Here is a 20,430-nt window from a genome sequence, read left to right as displayed (position 1 = left end):
GGCTTCCACCTGGAGGACACCGTGCCGCCGCCCCCCGACTCCGGACACCCTCGACGCTGGCGGATCCTCGCGGTGCTGGTGTGCTGCCTACTGTCGATCATCCTGGACAACACCGTGCTGAACGTCGCGCTACGGACCCTCACCGATCCTCGGCACGGTCTCGGCGCGACGCACAGTCAGTTGGAGTGGATCCTCAGCTCGTACACCCTGGTCTTCGCGGCGTTGCTCTTCGCCTGCGGCGCGGCGGCCGACCGCTTCGGCCGACGTCGTCTGCTGCTGTTCGGGCTGGCGGTGTTCGGGCTGGCGTCGCTGGCCTCGGCGTACGCCGACAGCCCTCCGACCTTGATCATCACCCGGGCCGTGATGGGCGTCGGCGCCGCCGCGGTCATGCCGTCCACGCTGGCCGTGATCGCGGCGGTCTTCCCGATGCGCGAGCGGCCCCGGGCGATCGGGGTCTGGGCCGGGGCGGTGGGCTTCGCCCTGGCCATCGGGCCGATCACCGGCGGGCTTCTGCTGTCCCGGTTCTGGTGGGGCTCGATCTTCCTGGTCAACGTGCCGCTGGTGCTCGGCTGCGTCGTCGCCGTGCTGCTGGTGGTGCCGGAGAGCCGGGGACACCCCGACCGGGGCCTGGACCTGCCGGGTGTGGGGCTGTCGGTCGCCGGTCTGGCCGCGCTGGTGTACGGAGTGATCGCCGGAGGCCGACTGGGCACCCTGACCGACGTGCGGGTGTGGGCGCCGATCCTGGTCGGCGTGGCCGCGCTGTGGCTGTTCGTCCGCCACGAGCGGCGTGCCGCCCAGCCCGCCTTCGAGCTGTCCTTCCTGCGCGATCCGGCCTTCTCCGCCGCGCTGGCGGCGGTCGGCTTCGTGTCCTTCGCGATGCTGGGTTTCCTGTTCTTCAGCGCGTTCTACCTGCAGAGCGTGCGCGGCTTCAGTCCGCTGCGCGCGGGTTCCTTCACGCTGGCGCTGGCCGCCGCCAACGTCGTGGTCGGCCCGCTCAGCGCGGTGGCGGTTCGCCGGCACGGGCCCAGGGCGGTCTGTACCGCCGGGCTCCTGTCGGTGGGCGCCGCGCTGCTCGGGGTGGCCCTGGTCCGTCAGCACACACCACCGTGGGCGCTGGTGCCGATGTTCGCCCTGCTGGGCGGCGGGATGGCCGCGGTGCTGCCGGCCGCGTCGATGTCCATCATGACCGCCGTTCCCCGGGAGAAGGCCGGGGTCAGTTCGGCGATGAACAACACCATCCGGCAGGTGGGCAACGTGCTCGGGGTGGCGGTGCTCGGTTCGGTGCTCGCGTCGACCTACCGCGCGGGCGTCTCCGACGAGTTGACGGTGCTGCCTGCTGCGGCACGGCACGACGCGGGCGAGTCGCTCGACGCGACGCTGGCCGCCGCGCACGTGTGGGGCGGCGACACCGACACCCTGGTCGCGGCGGCCCGCGCGGCGTTCATCGACGCGATGCACCTCACCGCGGTGCTCGCGGCAGTGTTGGCGCTGGCCGGGGCGGCGGTCACCCTGCGCTGGCTGCCTCGGACGCTGCCGACCCAGGAGAAGCCCACCGCGCCGATCCCCGGCCGACCACAGCGCTACGCAGTCGAATCGTCACCGAAGCCCTAGGATGAGCCGATGTCCTTCACCGATGTGGAGATCGAGTACCTGACCTCGCAGCGACTGGGCCGGTTGGCCTCGGTCGCGCCCAGCGGCGCCCCGCAGAACAACCCGGTCGCCTTCACCTACAACCCGACCACCGGCACGATCGACATCGGCGGTCACAACCTGACGTCCAGCCGTAAGTTCCGCAACATCAAGGCCGACCCACGGGTGGCGTTCGTCGTCGACGACCTGGCCTCGACCAACCCGTGGAAGGCCCGGGGCGTCGAGATCCGCGGCCACGCCGAGGCACTGGTGGACGTGGAGCCGCCGCACCCCTACTTCGGATCGGCGATGATCCGAATCAGGCCGCGTCGCATCATCACCTGGGGGATCGACGACGCGCCGATGGCCGGCCGCGACGTCGAGCCGTGACCGACCAGCCGACATAGCGCTCTTCGAGTGGGCCGCGAGCCCGCCCTGACACCGTTGACCTGCAACCGCGGGACAGCCGGGAGGGGCGCAGATGACGGCACCGACAGCGCAGCAACTCTTCGAGGACGACTTCACCGACGGCGTACGCAGCGGGGCGGGGGCGCCCTGGCGGCTCCGCCCCGTCGACGCCCTGCCGACAGGTGACGGCGTCGTCCGTACCACCCCCGACGGCCTGGTGGTCGTACCGACCGGGGTCGACGCCCGTTCCGGCGCGCCGGCCTTCGCGCAGCCGGCGACGCCGGTGCAGCACCTGCGGTGGGCGGCGTTCACCACGCACGTGTCCCCGTCCGGCCGCCCGGGTTTCGAGACCGTCGACGGGCAACTGCTGACCGTGTCGGCCGACGTGGCACTGCGCGGGTTCGGGCTGGACACCCACCCGTACGACGACGTCGCCGACGCCACTGTCGACATCCGGCTCGGCGCCGGAGGGCTCATCTCCGTCGACCTGGAATCCGGCATCGTGTTCGACTTCTTCCTCACGCACCACCGCCTCTACGCGGTGTACGAGCGGCTGGCGCTGCGTCCGGAGGCGCGGTTCGCGGCGTTCACCTACGCGGTGCCGGTGGCCGACCGCAGGCCCGAGCAGGTGCACCGGTTGGAGGTCTCCTTCGAGCGGGCGACCGGCACGGCCCGCTGGCGGGTCGACGGTGCGGAGGTGCTGTCGGTCGACCGGGTCGGCACGCGCTGCCTCGACGCGGCGTACCTCAAGCGCGACAACGGCGGTGTCGAGGAGTCGGTGTTGCCCGGCCAGTTCAGCTACGGCCTCGGCCTGTTCGCCGACCGCATGTACGGCCAGGGCGTCGAGCTGTCCGCCGGCCGGCTGCGGGTCACCGCCGTCCCACGTTCCTGACGCCACCCGCCACCTCTCCTTCCGTCACCTCTGGAGGTCAACCGTGTCTTCTTCCGACAAGACCGTGCTCGTGCTCGGTGCCACCGGCAAGCAGGGTGGGTCGACCGCCCGACACCTTCTGCGGCGCGGCTGGTCGGTCCGCGCGTTCGTCCGCGACCCGAACGCCGCGAAGGCCAGGGCCTTGGCCGACCTGGGCGCGACCCTCGCGGTCGGCGACCTGGAGGACGCCGACTCGGTACGGCAGGCGATGAAGGACGTCTACGGGGTGTTCAGCATCCAGACCCCGATGAGCGAGCACGGTGTGGAGGGTGAGGAGCGGCACGGCAAGACCTGCGCGGACGCGGCGAAGGAGTTCGGCGTCCAGCACTACGTGCACAGCTCCGTGGGCGGCGCCGAGCGGCCCGAGGGCATCAACTGGCGGCTGTCCAAGCTCGCCATCGAGCAGCGGATCGTCGAGAACGGGCTGCCGTTCACCTTCCTACGCCCCTCGTACTTCATGGAGAACCTCAACCACGACATGTCACCGCTCGTCCTGGTCGACGGGGAGTTGGTGTTCCGGCGCGGCCTGGGCCCGACCAACACCCTCCAGATGATCAGCGGACCGGACATCGGCTACTTCGCGGCCGATGCCTTCGACAACCCCAACCGGCACATCGGAGCGAAGATCGAACTCGCCGGTGACGAGGTGACCGGCGACGAACTCGCCGCCGCGTTCGGCCGACACACCGGCCTCCCGGCCCGGTTCGAGTCGGTGCCGCTGGACCAGCTGCACGAGGAAGGTCTGGTCTGGCAGTCCATCTCCTACCGCTGGCTCAACGGCATCGGCTACCACGCCGACATTCCCGCACTGCGGGCCCAGTTCCCCGGGCTGCTCACCCTCGACCAGTGGCTGGCGAAGACCAACTGGCAGCCGCTGCCGCCCGCGCCGACCGAGTGACCGATCCACCGCGACACGAGTCGCGTACGAGCGCGCGACGCCATGGTTGAACCGAATCGATGAGGGGGCCGAGATGCCGGATCTGTTGGCGGCGACACGTGACGTCGTCGAGCTCGCGGCGAAGAACGCCGCCGACGCGGAGACCAACCGCAGACTGGACCCGGAGGTGGTCCGGGGAGTCGTTGCGGCCGGGTTCGCCAGGCACTTCGTGCCGACCCGGTTCGGTGGCCGGGCCTCGACGTTCACCGGTCTGGTCGAGCCGGTGGCGGTGCTGGGCGAGGCGTGCGTGTCGACCGCCTGGTGCGCTTCGCTCACCGCGGCGCTGGGCCGGATGACCGCGTACCTGCCGGTCGAGGGCCAGGCCGAGGTCTGGTCGGACGGGCCGGACGCGTTGGTCGTCGGGGCGCTGATGCCCCTGGGTCGGGCCGAGCCCACCGAGGGCGGCTGGCGTCTGTCCGGCAGTTGGCCGTTCGTCAGCATCGTCGAGTACTCCGACTGGGCCCTGGTCTGCGCGATGACGCCGGGTGCGGACCGTCCGCAGCCGTGGTTCTTCGCGGTGCCGCGCGACACCTACCGGATCGCCGACACCTGGCACACCATGGGCATGCGGGGCACCGGCAGCAACGCGTTGATCCTGGACGACGTCTTCGTCCCGAGCGAGCGCGGTTGCAGCCGGGAGAGCATCGCCACCGGCGACGCGGTGGCCGCCGAGGCGATCTGCCACACCGTGCCGATGCGCGCCGTCAACGGCCTGGCCTTCGCCGTGCCGGTCCTGGGAGCGGCGCGAGGCGCGGCGGCGGCCTGGACCCCGTGGGTCGCCGAGAAGCTCGGTGGTGGCTCGAACGCGATCTCGGCCCTCGACCGGGGAGCGTACGAACAGACCCTGGCGCGGGCGCACGGCGAGATCGACGCGGCGCAGCTCCTCCTGGAACGGGTGGCGCGGGTGGCGGACGCGGGCGGCGTGACCCCGCTGGCGGTGACCCGCGGCTCCCGCGACTGCGCCCTCGCCGCCGAGACGCTGGTCGCGGCGACGGACCGACTCTTCACCACGGCGGGCACCCGCGCCCAGGCCGAGAACAACCCGCTGCAGCGGTTCTGGCGGGACGCCCACGCGGCGGCCAGCCACATCGGCCTGCAGTTCGGCACCGCGGCCAGCGCCTACGCCGGCCGGCTGCTCGCCGGCCGCTGACGACACCACACTTCCGGAGGCAAACAGTGGATCCGACCAGGACGGACGCGGGTTTCGTCGCGATCGTCACCTTTCCCACCGACGGCCCGGAGACGGCACGCGAGCTGGTCGAGCTGGCGACCGGGGGAGTTCAGGAGTGGATCCGGGCGGTGCCCGGCTTCCTCTCCGCCAACTACCACATCAGCTCCGACGGCACCCAGGTCGTCAACTACGCCCAGTGGAGCAGCGAGGCGGCCTACCGCGAGTCCTTCACGAACAATCCCAGGTCGGCCGAGGTGCGAGCGTCACTCAGCGCGCTGCCGGGTCTCACCGGGCCGCCGCGCTCGGTCTTCTGCACGCTCGCCGCCAGCATCCTGCCGGCGCCGGTCGAGGAGACGTCCGCGTGAGCCGCCGGGTCGTGATCACCGGCATCGGGGTACGGACCCCGGGCGGGTCGGGCGCCGAGGAGTTCTGGGATCTGCTCACCGCCGGCCGCACGGCCACCCGCCGGATCAGCTTCTTCGACCCCGCGCCCTACCGGTCCCAGGTGGCCGGCGAGTGCGACTTCGACGCCGAGGCCGAGGGCTTCACCCCACGCGAGATCCGTCGGATGGACCGTGCCACCCAGTTCGCCGTGGTGTGCACCCGCGAGGCGGTGGCCGACAGCGGTCTCGACCTCGACGGCGTGGAGCCGCACCGGATCGGCGTGAGCCTGGGCAGCGCGGTCGCCGCCGCGACGAGTTTGGAGAACGAGTACCTCGTCCTGTCCGACCGCGGGCGGGAGTGGGAGGTCGACCCGACGCACCTCTCGCCGTACATGTTCGACTACCTGACCCCGGGCGCGATGCCGGCGGACGTGGCCTGGACGGTGGGGGCGGAAGGGCCGGTAGCGCTGGTCTCCAACGGCTGTACCTCCGGGCTGGACGCGGTGGGGCAGGCCGCGCAGCTCATCCGGGAGGGCAGCGCCGACGTCATGATCACCGGTGCGACGGACACCCCGATCACCCCGATCGTCGTCGCCTGCTTCGACGCCATCAAGGCGACGACCCCGCGCAACGACGAGCCGGCCCGCGCCTCCCGGCCCTTCGACGGCTCCCGTAACGGCTTCGTGCTGGCCGAGGGTGCGGCGATGTTCGTGCTGGAGACCCACGAGCGGGCGGTGGCACGCGGCGCGCACATCTACGCCGAGGTGAGCGGGTACGGGGCGCGCAGCAACGCGTACCACATGACCGGCCTGAAGACGGACGGTCGGGAGATGGCCGAGGCGATCCGGGCCGCGTTGGCCGAGTCGCGGCTCGACCCGGAGGCGATCGACTACATCAACGCGCACGGCTCGGGCACCAAGCAGAACGACCGTCACGAGACGGCGGCGTTCAAGCGGAGTCTGGGTGAGCACGCCTACCGGACGCCGGTCAGCTCGATCAAGTCGATGGTCGGGCACTCGCTGGGCGCGATCGGCTCCATCGAGATCGCCGCGTGCGCGTTGGCCATCAAGCACAACGTGGTGCCGCCCACCGCGAACCTGCACGACGCCGACCCGGAGTGCGACCTGGACTACGTGCCGGTCGTGGCGCGTGAGCGCCGGCTCGACGCCGTGCTGACGGTGGGCAGTGGATTCGGTGGTTTCCAGAGCGCGATGGTGCTCACGCGGGCGGGGGGAACGCGATGACGACGGTGGTCACCGGGGTTGGTGTCGTCGCCCCGAACGGGCTCGGGGTCGACTCGTACTGGAAGGCGACGCTGGACGGGGTCAGCGGCATCGCACCGCTGACCGGGTTCGACACGTCCCGGTATCCGGCTCGGCTCGCCGGGCAGATACGCGACTTCGACGCCCGCGACCACATCCCCGGCCGACTGCTGCCGCAGACCGACGTCTCCACCCGGTACGCGTTGGCGGCGGCGGACCTGGCGCTGGCCGACGCTCAGGTGCGCACCGACTCGCTGCCCGACTACGACATGGGGGTGGTGACGGCCAACGCCCTCGGCGGCTTCGCCTTCACTCACCGCGAGTTCCACAAGCTCTGGTCGCAGGGGCCGGAGTACGTCAGCGTCTACGAGTCCTTCGCCTGGTTCTACGCGGTCAACACCGGCCAGATCTCCATCCGCAACGGTATGCGTGGGCCCAGTAGCGCCGTCGTCACCGAGCAGGCCGGCGGGCTCGACGCGATCGGGCACGCACGGCGCTCGATCCGGCTGGGTACCCCACTGATGCTCACCGGTGGGGTCGACTCCGCGCTCGACCCGTGGGGCTGGGCGTCGCACCTGTCCAGCGGCCGCGTCAGCCTCGTCGAGTCGGCCGACCGGGCGTACCGGCCGTTCGCCGCGGACGCCACCGGCTACGTGCCCGGCGAGGGCGGGGCCATCCTGGTGCTGGAGGACGAGGCCGCGGCGCGACGTCGGGGTGCCGGCCCCGGCTACGGCCGGGTCGTCGGGTACGCCGCGACCTTCGATCCCCCGCCCGGTTCACCGCGCCCGCCGGCGCTGCGCCGCGCGGCCGAGGCCGCCCTCGCCGATGCCGGCATCGGGCCCGCCGACGTGGGTGTGGTCTTCGCCGACGCGGCCGGCGTCGCGGAGCTGGACCGGGCCGAGGCGGAGGCGCTGCGCGGCATCTTCGGACCGCGCGGCGTGCCGGTCGCCGCGCCGAAGGCTCTGGTCGGGCGGCTCTTCGCCGGTGGGGGAGCACTGGACGTCGTCACCGCCCTGCTGGCGATCCGCGACGGCGTCATTCCGCCGGTGCCGCGCTCCGTCGACGTCCCGGACGACTACGGGCTCGATCTCGTGTACGGCGAGGCCCGGCAGGCCCCCCTGTCGTACGCGCTCGTCCTGGCCCGTGGCAAGGGCGGCTTCAACTCCGCGGTCGTGGTCGGTCAGGCCACGACCGGACATCAGCATTGATCGAGAGGACCAGGTAGATGACCGACATCACCCTCGACGACCTCCGGCGCGTCATGGCCGCCTGCGCGGGCGCTGACGAGAGCGTCGACCTCGACGGCGACATCATCGACGTGCCGTTCGAGGATCTGGGCTACGACTCGCTGGCCGTGATGGAGACGGCCGCGATCCTGGAACGCGACTACAAGGTCACGATCCCGGACGAGAAGATCGCCGGCCTGCCCACGCCGCGGGCCATGCTCGACGAGATCCGGCACAGCCTGGCCGCGGCGAGCTGAGCCGTGTCGCACCGGACCGAACACACGCTGACCGTCGCGGCGCCACCCCGCGTCCTCTACGACCTGGCCGCGGACGTCACCCGCTGGCCGGCCATCTTCGCCCCGACGGTGTACGTGCACCACCTGGAGCGGTCGGAGTCCGCCGAGCGGTTCCAGCTCTGGGCGCTGGTCGGTGGCGAGGTGGCCACCTGGACGTCCCGCCGCAGTCTGGACGCGGCGGGGCTGCGGATCGGCTTCACCCAGGAACGCAGTCAGGCGCCGATCGCCTCGATGAGTGGTGAGTGGATCTTCCGCGCTGCCGCCGGCGGCGGGACCGAGATCGTGCTGGTGCACGAGTTCACCGCCGTCGGTGACGACCCCGGGTCGGTCCGCTGGATAACCGAGGCACTGGACCGTAACAGCCCTGTGGAGCTGGCTGCCCTGGCTCGCATCGCCACCACCGGGCATCCGGTCGAGGACCTCGTGTTCACCTTCGCCGACCGGGTGCCGGTGGACGGCGCGGCGGCCGACGCGTACGAGTTCGTGAACCGCTCCGATCAGTGGCCACAGCGGCTGCCGCACGTGGCCCGGGTGGTGCTGCGCGAGGTGAGCCCGGGAACGCAGGACATGGAGATGGACACCGTCACCGAGGACGGCTCGACGCACACCACCCGGTCGGTGCGGATCTGCACACCGGTCGAGCGGATCGTCTACAAGCAACTGGTCCCACCGCGCCTGCTGCTGGGTCACAGCGGTCGGTGGCTCTTCACCGACGACGGTGGCGGGGCCACGGTTACGGCGGAGCACACGGTTGCCATCGATCCGGACCGGGTGCGGGAGGTGCTCGGCGCAGGTGCCACGCTCGCCGACGCACGGGACTTCGTCCGCTCCGCGCTGGGCGGCAACAGCCGTACGACGCTGGCACACGCCGGCTCGTACGCGGCTGCCCGACGATGACCGTGACGGGGCCGGCGGTGACGTCGGTGGCGGCGGAGTTGACCGAGGTCGCCGACGGGGTGTTCGCGTACACCCAGCCCAACGGTGGCTGGTGCCTGAGCAACGCCGGCATCGTCACCGGGCCTGAAGGGGTCCTGCTGGTCGACACGGCGGCGACCGAGCGGCGGGCCCGCGCCCTCGCCGAACGGGTCGACGGGCTGCGGGCCGGCCCGGTCCGCACGCTGGTCAACACGCATCATCACGGCGACCACACCTTCGGGAACGGGATCTTCACGCCCTCGGCGACCGTCATCGCCCACGAGCTGGCCCGCCAGGAGATGGCCGAGACCGGGCTCGCGCTGACCGGGCTCTGGCCGGACGTGCGGTGGGGCGACATCCAGGTGGTGCTGCCCGACGTCACGTTCGCGCACGAGTTGACGGTGCATGTCGGGGAGCGCCGCGCCGAGCTGCTGCACGTCGGCCCGGCGCACTCCACCAACGACGTCGTGGTGTGGCTGCCGCGTGAGCGGGTGCTGTTCGCCGGGGACGTGCTGATGTCCGCGTGTACGCCGTTCCTGCTGTTCGGTTCGGTCACCGGGGCTCTCGACGCGGTGGCGCGGTTGCGGGCGCTACGGCCTCGGACGGTGGTCTGCGGACACGGCCCGGTGACCGGTCCGGAGATCTTCGACGCCACCGAGCGTTACCTGCGGCGGGTCGTCGAGGTGGCGGCCGAGGCGTACCCGCAGGGGCGCACTGCGCTGGAGGCGGCCCGTGCGGCGGACTGGTCGGAGTTCGCGCACCTGCTCGACCCGGAGCGGGTGGTGGGGAACCTGCACCGGGCGTACGCCGAGCTGGCCGGTGTTGCGTCGGGGGCGCCGCTGCCGGTGGCCGCGGTGCTGGCCGAGATGATCGAGTACAACGGAGGGCGACCGCTGACCTGCCTGGCCTGACGGGCCGTCCCGCGCGTCGACCGGTCGCGCGCGGGGCGGCTCAGGCTGGTTCGGCGTACGTCGACAGGCCTCGCATGATGATCTCCATGCCCAGCTCGAAGCGCCGCTCCGAGTCCAGGGACGTGATCGGCCCCGCCATCTGCGTGAGGTTGGGGAACCGGTCCGGGGGCAGTGAGGTCAGGTAGTCGTGGATCTGCGCCACGTACGCCTGAACGGCGCTGGTGTCCGCGCCGTCGCCCGGGAAGGCGTCGTCGAGTGTCTCGGTGGTGACGAAGGAGGTCACCAGGTCACCGGCGTAGGCGGCGATGTCGTCGGGGAGGCCACCGGCGCGCAGCAGCGCCATGGTGCGTTCCATTCCGGCCACGCCGTTCGTGCCCAACGGGATCCGCGACAGCGACACGCGAGCCAGGTCGCGGTGCGACCGGAAGACCTGGCGCAACGAGCGCAGCATCTCCTTGACCTGCTCGGCCCAGCGTGCCGGGTCGGGTTCGGGGATGTCGACCTCGGCGAGCACCCGGTCGTACACCAGGTCCAGCAGTTCGTCCTTGTTGGCGACGTGGGCGTAGAGCGACGCCGGCCCGGTCTGGAGCTCCTGGGCGACGCGACGCATGCTCAGGGCGTCCAGCCCTTCGGCGTCCAGGACCCGCAGTGCCGTGGTGACGATCAGCTCCTGGCTCAGGGGCTGCCGAGGTGGGGGTTTCGGGGGCGTCTGCCATGGCGGCGTGGGGATCGCCTGGGTCACGCGGGCCTCCATGCTCGCTCGTCTCCGGTTGACACATCGTAGTTGACGCCATTCGGTGTTTGCTGTTAGAACGGTGTTCGTGCGTGGAACAGCGTACGCTGATCGCCGTGGAGAGGTCGAGATGAATCCCCTGACCGAGCAGGAAGCGCCCGAGGCGCCGGCCGACGAGACACCGCAGCCGTACCGGCATCGGTGGATCGCCCTGGCGGCGATCCTCGGCGCGGAGGTCATGGACCTCTTGGACGGCACGATCATGAATGTCGCCGCGCCGACCATCCGGCACGATCTCGGCGGCGGCCTCACGGCGATCCAGTGGATGACCGCCGGCTACACGCTGCCCTTCGCGGTCCTGCTGATCGTCGGCGGCCGGTTGGGCGACATGTTCGGCCGCAAACGGATGTTCCTCGTCGGCGCGGCCGGCTTTGCCCTGGCATCACTGCTCTGCGCCGTGGTGCAGGACCCGTGGCAGCTGATCGCAGCCCGCGCGCTCCAGGGCGGCCTCGGCGCGCTGATGATCCCGCAGGGCCTGGGGCTGATCAAGCAGATGTTCCCGCGCCGTGAGCAGGCCGCGGCCTTCGGGGCGTTCGGGCCCGTGATGGGGCTCTCGGCGGTCGGCGGACCGATCCTGGCGGGCTTCCTCATCGACAGCGACCTGTTCGACACCGGCTGGCGGATGGTCTTCCTGATCAACCTGCCGATCGGCATCGCCACCCTCTACGCGGCGGCCAGGTTCCTGCCCGAGTCCCGGGTCGCCACCCGCCCGAGGTTCGACCTCGGTGGCATCGCGCTGGTCACCACGGGTCTGCTCCTGCTCGTCCTGCCGCTGGTGCAGGGGCACGAACTCGACTGGCCGGCGTGGACGTTCGCGATGATGGCCGCCTCCGTCGTGGTCCTCGCCGCCTTCGCCTGGTACGAGTTGCGCAGGGAGAGCAGCGGCCGGGCCGCCGTGATCGAGCTGAGCCTGATGCGTAAGCCCCGCTTCCTGGCGGGTCTGCTCGTGGCGCTGGTCTTCTTCGCCGGCACCGCCGGGATGTCCCTGACGCTCGGCGTCTACCTCCAGGCGGGTCTGGGCTGGAGCCCCACCCGGACGGCCGCGACGATGATGCCCTGGGCGATCTTCCTGGTCGTCGGCGCGATCCTGACCGGTGCCGTCCTCGGTGCCAAGCTCGGTCGGGCCGCGCTGCACCTCGGTCTGCTGGTGATGATCGTCGGTGTGCTGTTCATCCGGTTCACCATCGGGCGCCACGCCACCGACCTGACCAGCTGGGACCTCGTCCCGTCGATCGCGATCTCCGGTCTCGGGATGGGCATCATGATCGGCCTGCTGTTCGACATCTCGCTGGCCGACGTGGAACCGGAGGAGTCCGGTACCGGCGGCGGGGTGCTGACCGCCGTGCAGCAGCTCGGTTTCGGCATCGGCGTGGCCCTCATCGGCACGATCGTCTTCGGCGTCGTCGGCAGCCACGCCGCCTCGGCGCAGGCCTCCCGTGCGGCCTTCACCGACGGGATCCTGCGCGGCCTCACCGTGGTGATCGGGCTCCTCGCGCTCTCCTTCGTCCTCGCCTTTCTGTTGCCACGTCGGGCGCGAGACGAGTCGGAGGCGCACTGACCCGCAAGCTCTGCCCGTCCAGGCCGCCCACCGGGCCGGTCGACACCCCCTGACCCCACAGCCACCCTGACCCCGCCGCCCTGCCCCGTACCGTCAACGCAAGGAGACACACAGCCATGACCAAGGTTCTCGTCATCGGTGCCACCGGCAACCAGGGAGGAGCGGTCACCGACCTGCTCCTCGACCATGGCCACGAGGTCGTCGCGTACGTCCGCGCGCCCGAGTCACCCGCCGCCCAGGCGCTCGCCGCCCGTGGTGTGCGGCTCGCCCCCGGCAACCTCGCCGACGCCGAGGCGCTCGGCCGGGCCGCCACCGGCGTCGACGCGGTCTTCGGACTCTCGGTGCCCTTCGGTGACGGTGGCAAGGAGGAGGAGATCGCCCAGGGACGCCTGATCGTCGACACCGCGACCCGTGTCGGCGCCCACCTGGTGTACTCGTCGGTCCGTGGCGCGGACCGCTTGGAGGACAGCGACATCGACCATGCCGACAGCAAGCAGGTGGTCGAGACGTACCTGCGCGGGCAGGACGTGCGCGCCACAGTTCTCGGACCGGTCTACTTCATCGAGAACGTGCTCAACCTGAACTTCAGCCGCCTGGGCGACGGCGTCCTCTCCAACCCCCTGTCGCCGGGCAAGAAACTGGACCAGGTCACCGTGCTCGACATCGCCGGCCTGGCGGTGTACGCCATCGAGCACCCGGACGAGCTGGTGGGTAAGCGGATCGACGTGGCCTCCGACAGCGTGACCGGCGAGGAGGCAGCCCGGATCCTCGGTGCGGCGATCGGCCGGGAGATCCCGTACCGGCAGATGCCCCTCGCCCAGGTCAGGCAGTGGGCTGGCGACGAGATCGCGGACATGTTCCAGCGTTTCGAGGACAACACCGACTTCGTCGACGTGGCCGGTCTGCGGGCGCAGTACCCGGGTGTGACCTGGCACAGCTACGCCGATTGGGCCAAGACGGTCGACTGGGACCGGGTGCTCAAGGGCTGACGACGGGGCGGCGCGGGGAGGTCCGGGCGCTCCCCGCGCCGCCGCCACCACTCGCGCACGTACGACGGAGTCGGGCCAGGGTGACCTGCGGCTTGTCGGTTCCGGCTGCCCGCGGCCGGCCGAATGGCACAGTGATGTCCATGGACAGGAAGCACGTCAACGACTGGCTCGCCGCCTACGAGCGGGTGTGGCGGACGCCGGGCACCAACAACCTGGTCACCCTCTTCACCGAGGACGCGAGCTACCAGCAGGGGCCGTACTGGACGCCCGTCGTCGGCCTGCCGGCCATCGCGCGGATGTGGGAGAAGCAGCGCAAGGGTCCCGACGAGGTGTTCCGGATGACCAGCGAGATCGTCGCGGTCGAGGGCGACACCGCGGTGTCGCGTCAGGAGGTCCGCTACGGCGAGCCGGTCGAGCAGGAGTACCGCGATCTGTGGATCATGCGGTTCGCCGAGGACGGACGGTGCCGGTCGTTCGAGGAGTGGCCGTTCTGGCCGGGCCAGCAGCCGGCCAACCCTCCGGACGGTTCGGTCGAACAGTGAGCCGCTGAGGGGGCAGCAAGAGGCAGCGATCATGGCTAACATCCTCCGGCGATCACATGTCATCGGGGGAGAGTCATGCGCCGTCGTACGATCCTGCAATGGCCGCTGCTGGCCGGGGCCGCCGGTGCTTTGCCGATCTTGACGGCGAGTCCCGCCCTGGCCGCGGAAACCCGCCCGTGTTTGCTCGTCTCCGGCACTGACTTCGACGAGCTGCGTGGCCGAGCCGCGACTGAGCCCTGGAAGAGTTGGAAGAGCGCAGCGATCAGCCGGGCCGGCTGGGAGTACGTAGCGAACCCGGACGCCAGCGCCCGCTCCAAGCGCATTGCCGAGATCGCCAGCTACTCGTCCCTGGCATACATCCTGGACGCGGGTGAGAACGCCCCGGTCCACGCCCAGAAAGTCCTCCAGATGGTGGGCCGCCTCCGCCAGGAGATCTCCACCCCCGGCGTGATCAACAAGACGCAGTGGGGCGGCACCGTCCCACAGGCCAACGCCCTGTTCCACCTGGTGCTCGGGCTGGATGTCGTCCACGCCGCGCTGACGTCGAGCGAGCGAGCTAGCGCGGAGACCCAACTGGGAGAGATCGCCGCAACCTTCGCTGACTTTGCCTCCTTCCCGAGTTGGACGGCAGCGCCGATCGGCGCCTACGGCACCTGGCTCGCCTATCGGGTGACGGGCGGCGGGAGCACCGCGGACCTGGCGGCGCTCGGCAGGACCATCGGCGAGCTCGAAAAGCACCTTCAGTCCGTCATGGGCAAGAGCGGCGCGTACCTGGCCGCACCCACGTACGTCGGCCATCGCCTGGGTTCGCCGGGCGACCGGGACCCGAAGTCCTATTTCGTCGATGTCCTGAGCAGGGAGCCAAAGCTCTACTCCGGGGTGCCCGGATATCGCGACTACTACCAGGACCCGCACTACCAGAAGGCGATCGAGTTCTACGCCGGCTACCTCACCACGCCGGTGACCCGTCGGCTGCCTCGTCGGAGACTGACCGCCGAAGCCAACGTCACGGTGCGCGGTGGAAAATACGCCGGAGATCCGGGCGAGTCTGGTGGGCTGCTGCACGCGAAGGTGGACGAGCCCGACTTCACCCGGGAGTGCTACCTGCGCTTCGATCTCGGTGACCTGACCGCTGACCAGGTCGTCACAGTGCGGCTCCGGCTCTACATGAAAGAGGTCGGCGCCGACGGTTGCCGGTTGGAGGTCTCGCAGGTGGGCGACGTGTGGCCGGAGAACGTCAGCTGGAGCGGTCGGCCGGCCGCCAAGGCGTTGCTGGGCACATGGATTCCCCGCACCAGGTTCGTGGCGGAGTTGGACGTGACGACGGCTGTCCGGGACGCGCTGACGACCGGCTCCCGGAAGTTCTCCGTCGGCATCCGATCCACAGTCGCTGGTGCCGAGCGGTTCGCCCAGCTCTTCTCGCGGCAGCCGAGCACCCCCGACGAAGCCAATTCGGTGCCCAGACTTCTGGTCAACACCACCACCGATGTCGTCGCCCGCGACGAGTACACCTTCGGCGACAGCGCGACGATCGGCGGCGCGGTGTCGCGCTCCGCCCGTACCTACAGCGCGTACAGGTTCAGCACGGCGGCGGGGTCAAATGCGGCCTGGAGCCTGAACCGGGTCACCATCGCGCCGCTTCCGATGATGACGACGTATGCCCTGACGGCTCAAGCGCCATCGCCCACCGTCGCCGTGCCGAGCCGGGTCTTTCCCGACGCGGGTGCGTGGTTCTTGCAGAACAGTCACGACCAGCGGGCGCTCGCCGGTGCGCTGTGGAACGCCGTCAAGGACGGCGGCCACCAGCATCGGGACACGAACTCGCTGCACCTGGCCGCCTACGGCGAGCATGTGTTGCGCAACTCTGGTTACAACGGCTACCCCTATCCGGCTGTCGGCTTCACCTACGCTCAGATCAGGGACCTGGCCGTGCTCAGCAACACCGGGCTCATCGGTTATGAGCCGTCGTTCGCCGATTTCGCCCCGCCGAGTCTCAACAATCACGTGAGGACGTACGGCGCCGGCATCGTCGAGGACCTCATGTGGGGTGGCATCGACTACGCCACCGGCGACTCCGGCGGCGCGCTGCCCAACGGCCGGCACCGGCGCAGCCTGGTGTTCGTTCATCCGAACACCGGCACTCAGGGCTACTGGACGGTCTTCGACGAGTTCACGGAGGTGAGTGGCGCGGGTCCGGTGGGGCTGGCCTGGCATCCCAACTCGGCCAGCGACCCGGCCGCGGACCCAGCGATGGCGGACTACACCTTCCCTGTCGATGTGGACCCGTGCACCGACACCGGGGTGAAGCTCACCGCGTTCCTCGCCACGCCCCCGTCCCAGGTCCACGTCAAGAGTGGGCCATTGGCCGATTGGACCGACGGGCACCTCGGGAGGTACCTCTACGTCACCTACCCACCGGACGCCGCAGCCCGCAAGAACGCCGTTACCGTGCTCTTTCCCTCTGACGACGTACACCCGAAGGCTGCGATGAGCAGGGTTGGCGGAACCGGCTACTCGGGTGCGTCCATCACGCACACCAGTGGCCACACCGACTACGCGATCGAGTCGAAGGGCTCTCCCGAGATCACCATCGGTAACGTGACGTGGCAGGGTTGGGCTGCCTGGTATCGCACGACGGGCGGAGCCTCGCCGACCACCGTCGACGTGACGAACTACCTCGTTCGCAAGGGGCGCATCCTGCGGTGGCGGGAGTACGGGTTCGAGACCGACTCGTATGTCAGCATCCTGGCAAAGGGCCGTGGTGGTCAGGTGCTGAACACGACCGGTCGCGAGATCACTGTCACCTTCTACCACCCTGGGCTGAGCCTCGTCCGCCTCGACCGCGAGCCGGCTGCCACGACGGCTTCGGGGTCCGGCTGGCGCTCGGTCATCGTCCCCGCCGGGAGGGTGGTCTTCGAACTCGTGACAACCTAGGGCACCCGCGGCAACCGCCACCTCAGTGGCGCACGGTGAGGCAGACGGCCTCCAGCCGTTCCAGCGTCGCGGTCATGCTCGTGATCCAACTGCGGCCGTCGTCCATCGCCGCTCGCTCGTCGGCAGGCAGTGGGGAGCAGTCGTAGGTCTCGGTCACGATGGTCGCGGCCGGGCCGTCGGGGGTCAGCTCGAAGGCCCACCGGTGTCCCCACCGCCTCAGCGGGGTGGCACCGGGTGCGGTGTCCGGGTGACCTCGGCCCGGTTCCGGCGTCCAGCCGATGCGCCGGTTCACCTCGTACTCGACGACGTGGTTGTTCATCTCGTAGTCGCCGTAGGGCGAGTAGTACATGCGCATCACGAAGACGTCGCCGACCGCGCTGATCGGCCGGTCCGACACGGCACCGCGCAACATCCCGGAGCCGTCGAGATCGGTGTGTCGGCGCGGGTCCGCGAGGATCCGGAAGATGTCGGCCGCCGGTGCGGCGATCCGCCGCGACACCGCGACGGGTTCGATCTGACCACTTGTCATCGGTACGCCTCCTCCACATCGTTCGACGCATGTCGGTGGATGTCGTCGAGCCGGTCGGTCAGGAAGGCCCGCTCGACCGTGTTGTGGGCTTGGGCCAGCGCCTCCCGGTAGGCGTCCGCCGCGGCTGCCCATCTCTCGAGTCGGCGCAGGAAGTCACCACGGGCGGCGCTCAGGTAGCCGTAGGTGGCCAGGGTCGGTTCGGCGAGCAGCGGGGTCAGCGCGTCGAGACCGGCCTGCGGACCGTCGCGCAGACCGACGGCCACGGCCCGGTTGAGCTCGACCACCGGAGAGGGCCAGAGCTGGAGCAGGACGTCGTACAACCCGACGATCTCCGCCCAGTCGGTGTCCTGCCAGGTCGGTGCCTCGGCGTGTACGGCGGCGATGGCGGCCTCCACGGCGTACCGGGTCGGTGGCCTGCGGCTCAGCGCGTCGGTCACCAGGGCGACGCCCTCGCTGATGAGCCGCGTGTCCCAACGTGCGCGGTCCTGTTCCCAGAGCAGTCGCAGCCGCCCGGTGGGAGACAGCCGGCTGTCGGCACGCGCGTGGATGAGCAGCAGCAACGCGAGCAGGCCGCTGATCTCGGTGTCGGTCGGCATGAGCAGGTGCAGCATGCGGGCGAGGTTGAGGGCGCTGTCGACCAGGTCACGGCGGACGAGGTGCGCGCCGCTCGGCGCCGTGTGGCCGGTGGTGAAGATCAGATAGAGGACGTCGAGGACGGCGCTGACGCGTTCGGCCAGGTGGTCGGGCGACGGCACCCGGTACGGGATGCGGGCGGCGCTGATCTTCTTCTTGGCCCGTGTGATCCGGGCGGCCATCGTGGGTTCCGGCACCAGGAACGCGCGGGCCACCTCCGCCGTGGACAGGCCGCACACCAGCCGCAGCGTCAGCGCGACCTGAGCGTCGCGGGACAGGGCCGGATGACAGCAGGTGAAGACCAGCCGGAGCCGGTCGTCGTCGAGGCCGTCCTCCGGACCGGGCACCGACTGGTCGGTCACCAGCAGCGGTAGGGCCCGACGCATCACCGACTCGCGGCGCAGCACATCCAACGCCCGGTTGCGGGCGGTCGTTGTCAGCCACGCGCCGGGGCGATCCGGGATGCCGATCTGCGGCCAGACCCGCAGCGCCTGGGCGTAGGCGTCCTGGGTGCACTCCTCGGCAAGATCGAGGTCCCGGGTCAGACGCGCCGTCGCGGCCAGCAACTGGGCCCAGTCGCGGAGGTGCGCCTGCGCGACCGCCGCGACGACCTCGGCACTCATCCGTGATCGACCACCGGACGGATCTCCACCCCGCTGTGCCCGGCGGAGACCTCGTAAAGCCGCGAGGCGAGACCGATCACCTCGTCGAGGTCGGAGGCTTCGACCAGGTAGTAACCGCCCACCGCCTCCTTGGTCTCCAGGAACGGCCCGTCGGTGATGGCCAGCCGACCGTGTGCGTCGGTGCGCAGTGTGGTCGCGACGGCCGCCGGTTCCAACTGCTGGCCGTCGAGGACGGCCGAACCGGCTGCGGCGCAGAAGGCGCCGTGGGCCTCGTCGCGCTCCCGCATCTCCTGCGGCGACATCGCGGCCCACTGCCGCTCGTCGCCGTGGATGAGGATCAGGTACTTCGCCATGTCGCGCATCCCATCGTGTGGAGCCCGGCCGGGCCCGTCTACCTCACCGACGAGTCAACCCGATCCCGGATCGACAGACGAGGGGACCGATGTGTGTCGCAAGCACAGTGGGTCGGCGGACCAGACACCGCACCGCGGCGTCCGCCCGCCGTTCACACCCGGGCGTCGACGGGCTTCGGCGCCGTGTCGAGCGGCAGGTCGCGCATCCGACGGATCGGGGTGGACAAATAGATGATCGGCGACAGCACGGTGAGCGCCCCGAAGAGCAGCAGGGTGGTACGCGCGCCGAGCTGCCCGGCCAGGAAGCCGGCCAGCAGACCGCCGAGCGGGATGGCGCCCCAGGAGACGAACTTGACCGTGGCGATCACGCGGGACAGGAGCTCCGGCGGGCTGGCGAGCATCCGGTAGGTGCGGGTGGTCACGCTGAGCACCACAGTGGAGCCGGCGAAGACGAGGTTTCCGGCGGCGAAGGCAACGTAGGCGGCGGTGCCGGTGCCCAGCGGGATGACGAGAGCGCCGGCCACGCCGACGAAGGCGGCGATGATCAGGCCGCGTGCGGTGCCGACGCGGTCGGTGAACCGGGTCGTCAAGGCGGCGCCGATGAGCGTGCCGAGGCCGTCGGCGGCAAGGAGCAACCCGATCAGGAGCGGCGATGCGTGCAGCTCCCGCACCAGGTAGAACGGGAAGAGCGCGAGCATCGCGCCGTTGACGAAGTTCGTCGCGGTGGCGTCCCACATGGCCGGCCCGATGATCGGATGGCGGAGCACGAAGTGCCAGCCTTCCCGGATCATCGTGACCATCGGCGGTCGCTCGGTCGGCCGCTGCACCGTGCGGGCCGGGAGGGTGCGCAGCAGCACGGCGGAGACCAGATAGCTGACGGTGTCCACGAACAGCGTCGGAACGGCACCGAGCACCTGCACCGCGAGGCCGCCCAGAGAGGGCCCGCCCAACTGGGTGACGGCGTGGGTGCCGGAGTTGAGGCTGTTGCGCGCCTGCAACTGCGCGGCGGGCACGATCTCTGGCAGGAAGGTCTGGTTGGCCACGTCGAACAGCACGTTGGCGAAGCTCACGACCAGTGCGACCCCGACCAGTTGGGCCACCGTCAGGGCGTCGAACCACCAGGCCAGGGGGACGGACGCGATGGCCAGGGCCCGGATCAGGTCCAGGGTCACCTGCATGCCGCGCAGCGGCAGCCGCTGCACGACCACCCCGGCCGGCAGGCTGATCAGCAGGTACGCGAGATAGCCGGCTGCCGTGATCAGACCCATGTCGAAGGCTGACGCGTCGAGGACGGTCAGTGCGGTCAGTGGCAGGGCCACACCGCCGACCGCCGAGCCGAGGTGACTGGTCGTGCTGGCGGCCCACCAGCGCCAGAAAGCAGTAAGTCCCATAATGGAACTCACCATA

20 protein-coding genes are annotated in these 20,430 nt (G+C 70.6%); 15 read left to right on the top strand and 5 right to left on the bottom strand.

The genetic code is table 11. From position 1 onward, the window contains the following. The first annotated feature begins 21 nt into the window (after positions 1 to 21). The 11 genes from O3438_RS09545 (at position 22) to O3438_RS09495 (ending at position 10,069) form a co-directional block, all read left to right on the top strand. A complete protein-coding gene (locus O3438_RS09545) occupies positions 22 to 1,611 on the top strand; it encodes an MFS transporter (protein WP_269679621.1) in 1,590 nt (529 codons plus the stop codon). A 9-nt stretch (positions 1,612 to 1,620) separates the two neighbouring features. Continuing rightward, complete coding sequence (locus tag O3438_RS09540) at positions 1,621 to 2,019, top strand: PPOX class F420-dependent oxidoreductase (protein ID WP_269679620.1); 399 nt, start codon at positions 1,621 to 1,623, stop codon at positions 2,017 to 2,019. Positions 2,020 to 2,110: 91 nt separating this feature from the next. Next, positions 2,111 to 2,929, top strand: a complete 819-nt coding sequence (locus O3438_RS09535; RefSeq protein WP_269679619.1) for a DUF6081 family protein — start codon at positions 2,111 to 2,113, stop codon at positions 2,927 to 2,929. Between the two features lie 43 nt (positions 2,930 to 2,972). Further along, a complete protein-coding gene (locus tag O3438_RS09530) occupies positions 2,973 to 3,866 on the top strand; it encodes an NmrA/HSCARG family protein (protein ID WP_269679618.1) in 894 nt (297 codons plus the stop codon). Between the two features lie 73 nt (positions 3,867 to 3,939). Continuing rightward, on the top strand, positions 3,940 to 5,055 hold the full coding sequence (locus O3438_RS09525; RefSeq protein WP_269679617.1) for an acyl-CoA dehydrogenase family protein: 1,116 nt from the start codon (positions 3,940 to 3,942) through the stop codon (positions 5,053 to 5,055). 26 nt (positions 5,056 to 5,081) lie between these two features. Beyond that, positions 5,082 to 5,441, top strand: coding sequence for an antibiotic biosynthesis monooxygenase (locus O3438_RS09520; protein ID WP_088988925.1), 360 nt, complete (start codon positions 5,082 to 5,084; stop codon positions 5,439 to 5,441). Continuing rightward, positions 5,438 to 6,703, top strand: a complete 1,266-nt coding sequence (locus tag O3438_RS09515; protein WP_269679616.1) for a beta-ketoacyl-[acyl-carrier-protein] synthase family protein — start codon at positions 5,438 to 5,440, stop codon at positions 6,701 to 6,703. The genes O3438_RS09520 and O3438_RS09515 overlap by 4 nt, the downstream gene beginning before the upstream one ends. Further along, positions 6,700 to 7,929, top strand: coding sequence for a ketosynthase chain-length factor (locus tag O3438_RS09510; protein ID WP_269679615.1), 1,230 nt, complete (start codon positions 6,700 to 6,702; stop codon positions 7,927 to 7,929). The genes O3438_RS09515 and O3438_RS09510 overlap by 4 nt, the downstream gene beginning before the upstream one ends. Positions 7,930 to 7,946: 17 nt before the next feature. Continuing rightward, entirely contained in the window at positions 7,947 to 8,204 is a 258-nt protein-coding gene (locus O3438_RS09505; RefSeq protein WP_145780255.1) for an acyl carrier protein, read from the top strand. A gap of 3 nt (positions 8,205 to 8,207) precedes the next feature. Further along, positions 8,208 to 9,140: an aromatase/cyclase gene (locus O3438_RS09500; RefSeq protein ID WP_269679614.1), complete on the top strand. Its 933-nt coding sequence runs from the start codon at positions 8,208 to 8,210 to the stop codon at positions 9,138 to 9,140. After that, entirely contained in the window at positions 9,137 to 10,069 is a 933-nt protein-coding gene (locus O3438_RS09495) for an MBL fold metallo-hydrolase (protein ID WP_269679613.1), read from the top strand. Before O3438_RS09500 ends, O3438_RS09495 begins: the two co-directional genes overlap by 4 nt. 40 nt (positions 10,070 to 10,109) lie before the next feature. On the opposite strand, the gene O3438_RS09490 is transcribed toward O3438_RS09495, so the two are convergent. Then, on the bottom strand, positions 10,110 to 10,811 hold the full coding sequence (locus tag O3438_RS09490) for a TetR/AcrR family transcriptional regulator (RefSeq protein WP_269679612.1): 702 nt from the start codon (positions 10,809 to 10,811) through the stop codon (positions 10,110 to 10,112). A 121-nt stretch (positions 10,812 to 10,932) separates the two neighbouring features. Between O3438_RS09490 and O3438_RS09485 the strand changes: the two genes are divergently transcribed. From O3438_RS09485 to O3438_RS09470, 4 genes are all read left to right on the top strand, one after another. Further along, positions 10,933 to 12,420, top strand: coding sequence for an MFS transporter (locus O3438_RS09485; protein ID WP_269679611.1), 1,488 nt, complete (start codon positions 10,933 to 10,935; stop codon positions 12,418 to 12,420). Between the two features lie 116 nt (positions 12,421 to 12,536). Then, positions 12,537 to 13,409, top strand: coding sequence for an NmrA/HSCARG family protein (locus O3438_RS09480; RefSeq protein WP_269679610.1), 873 nt, complete (start codon positions 12,537 to 12,539; stop codon positions 13,407 to 13,409). Positions 13,410 to 13,549: 140 nt separating this feature from the next. Continuing rightward, positions 13,550 to 13,951 carry a nuclear transport factor 2 family protein gene (locus O3438_RS09475; protein WP_269679609.1) on the top strand — a complete coding sequence of 134 codons (402 nt, stop codon included), beginning with the start codon at positions 13,550 to 13,552 and terminating at the stop codon, positions 13,949 to 13,951. Between the two features lie 75 nt (positions 13,952 to 14,026). After that, positions 14,027 to 16,885, top strand: coding sequence for a CBM96 family carbohydrate-binding protein (locus O3438_RS09470; protein ID WP_269679608.1), 2,859 nt, complete (start codon positions 14,027 to 14,029; stop codon positions 16,883 to 16,885). A 22-nt stretch (positions 16,886 to 16,907) separates the two neighbouring features. Here the strand turns inward: O3438_RS09470 and O3438_RS09465 are convergent, their stop codons facing one another. The 4 genes from O3438_RS09465 to O3438_RS09450 all read right to left on the bottom strand — a co-directional run bounded on the left by O3438_RS09465 (position 16,908) and on the right by O3438_RS09450 (position 20,414). Continuing rightward, a complete protein-coding gene (locus tag O3438_RS09465) occupies positions 16,908 to 17,414 on the bottom strand; it encodes an SRPBCC family protein (protein ID WP_269679607.1) in 507 nt (168 codons plus the stop codon). After that, positions 17,411 to 18,670 carry an RNA polymerase sigma factor gene (locus O3438_RS09460; protein ID WP_269679606.1) on the bottom strand — a complete coding sequence of 420 codons (1,260 nt, stop codon included), beginning with the start codon at positions 18,668 to 18,670 and terminating at the stop codon, positions 17,411 to 17,413. The genes O3438_RS09465 and O3438_RS09460 overlap by 4 nt, the downstream gene beginning before the upstream one ends. After that, a complete protein-coding gene (locus tag O3438_RS09455) occupies positions 18,667 to 19,023 on the bottom strand; it encodes a YciI family protein (protein ID WP_269679605.1) in 357 nt (118 codons plus the stop codon). Before O3438_RS09455 ends, O3438_RS09460 begins: the two co-directional genes overlap by 4 nt. Before the next feature lie 152 nt (positions 19,024 to 19,175). After that, entirely contained in the window at positions 19,176 to 20,414 is a 1,239-nt protein-coding gene (locus O3438_RS09450) for an MFS transporter (RefSeq protein ID WP_269679604.1), read from the bottom strand. Positions 20,415 to 20,430 lie beyond the last annotated feature (16 nt).

The sequence above is a fragment of the Micromonospora sp. WMMC250 genome (assembly GCF_027460215.1).
Classification (GTDB): domain Bacteria; phylum Actinomycetota; class Actinomycetes; order Mycobacteriales; family Micromonosporaceae; genus Micromonospora; species Micromonospora taraxaci.
This window is presented reverse-complemented; position numbering and strand designations above follow the sequence as displayed.

Excerpts from the sequence above, each read along its gene's own strand:
- O3438_RS09510 (WP_269679615.1), top strand. The coding sequence starts at position 6,700 with ATGACGACGGTGGTCACCGGGGTTGGTGTCGTCGCCCCGAACGGGCTC.
- O3438_RS09465 (WP_269679607.1), bottom strand. The coding sequence starts at position 17,414 with ATGACAAGTGGTCAGATCGAACCCGTCGCGGTGTCGCGGCGGATCGCC.
- O3438_RS09470 (WP_269679608.1), top strand. The coding sequence starts at position 14,027 with ATGCGCCGTCGTACGATCCTGCAATGGCCGCTGCTGGCCGGGGCCGCC.
- O3438_RS09495 (WP_269679613.1), top strand. The coding sequence starts at position 9,137 with ATGACCGTGACGGGGCCGGCGGTGACGTCGGTGGCGGCGGAGTTGACC.
- O3438_RS09455 (WP_269679605.1), bottom strand. The coding sequence starts at position 19,023 with ATGGCGAAGTACCTGATCCTCATCCACGGCGACGAGCGGCAGTGGGCC.
- O3438_RS09485 (WP_269679611.1), top strand. The coding sequence starts at position 10,933 with ATGAATCCCCTGACCGAGCAGGAAGCGCCCGAGGCGCCGGCCGACGAG.
- O3438_RS09535 (WP_269679619.1), top strand. The coding sequence starts at position 2,111 with ATGACGGCACCGACAGCGCAGCAACTCTTCGAGGACGACTTCACCGAC.
- O3438_RS09460 (WP_269679606.1), bottom strand. The coding sequence starts at position 18,670 with ATGAGTGCCGAGGTCGTCGCGGCGGTCGCGCAGGCGCACCTCCGCGAC.
- O3438_RS09525 (WP_269679617.1), top strand. The coding sequence starts at position 3,940 with ATGCCGGATCTGTTGGCGGCGACACGTGACGTCGTCGAGCTCGCGGCG.
- O3438_RS09480 (WP_269679610.1), top strand. The coding sequence starts at position 12,537 with ATGACCAAGGTTCTCGTCATCGGTGCCACCGGCAACCAGGGAGGAGCG.
- O3438_RS09540 (WP_269679620.1), top strand. The coding sequence starts at position 1,621 with ATGTCCTTCACCGATGTGGAGATCGAGTACCTGACCTCGCAGCGACTG.
- O3438_RS09475 (WP_269679609.1), top strand. The coding sequence starts at position 13,550 with ATGGACAGGAAGCACGTCAACGACTGGCTCGCCGCCTACGAGCGGGTG.
- O3438_RS09450 (WP_269679604.1), bottom strand. The coding sequence starts at position 20,414 with ATGGGACTTACTGCTTTCTGGCGCTGGTGGGCCGCCAGCACGACCAGT.
- O3438_RS09505 (WP_145780255.1), top strand. The coding sequence starts at position 7,947 with ATGACCGACATCACCCTCGACGACCTCCGGCGCGTCATGGCCGCCTGC.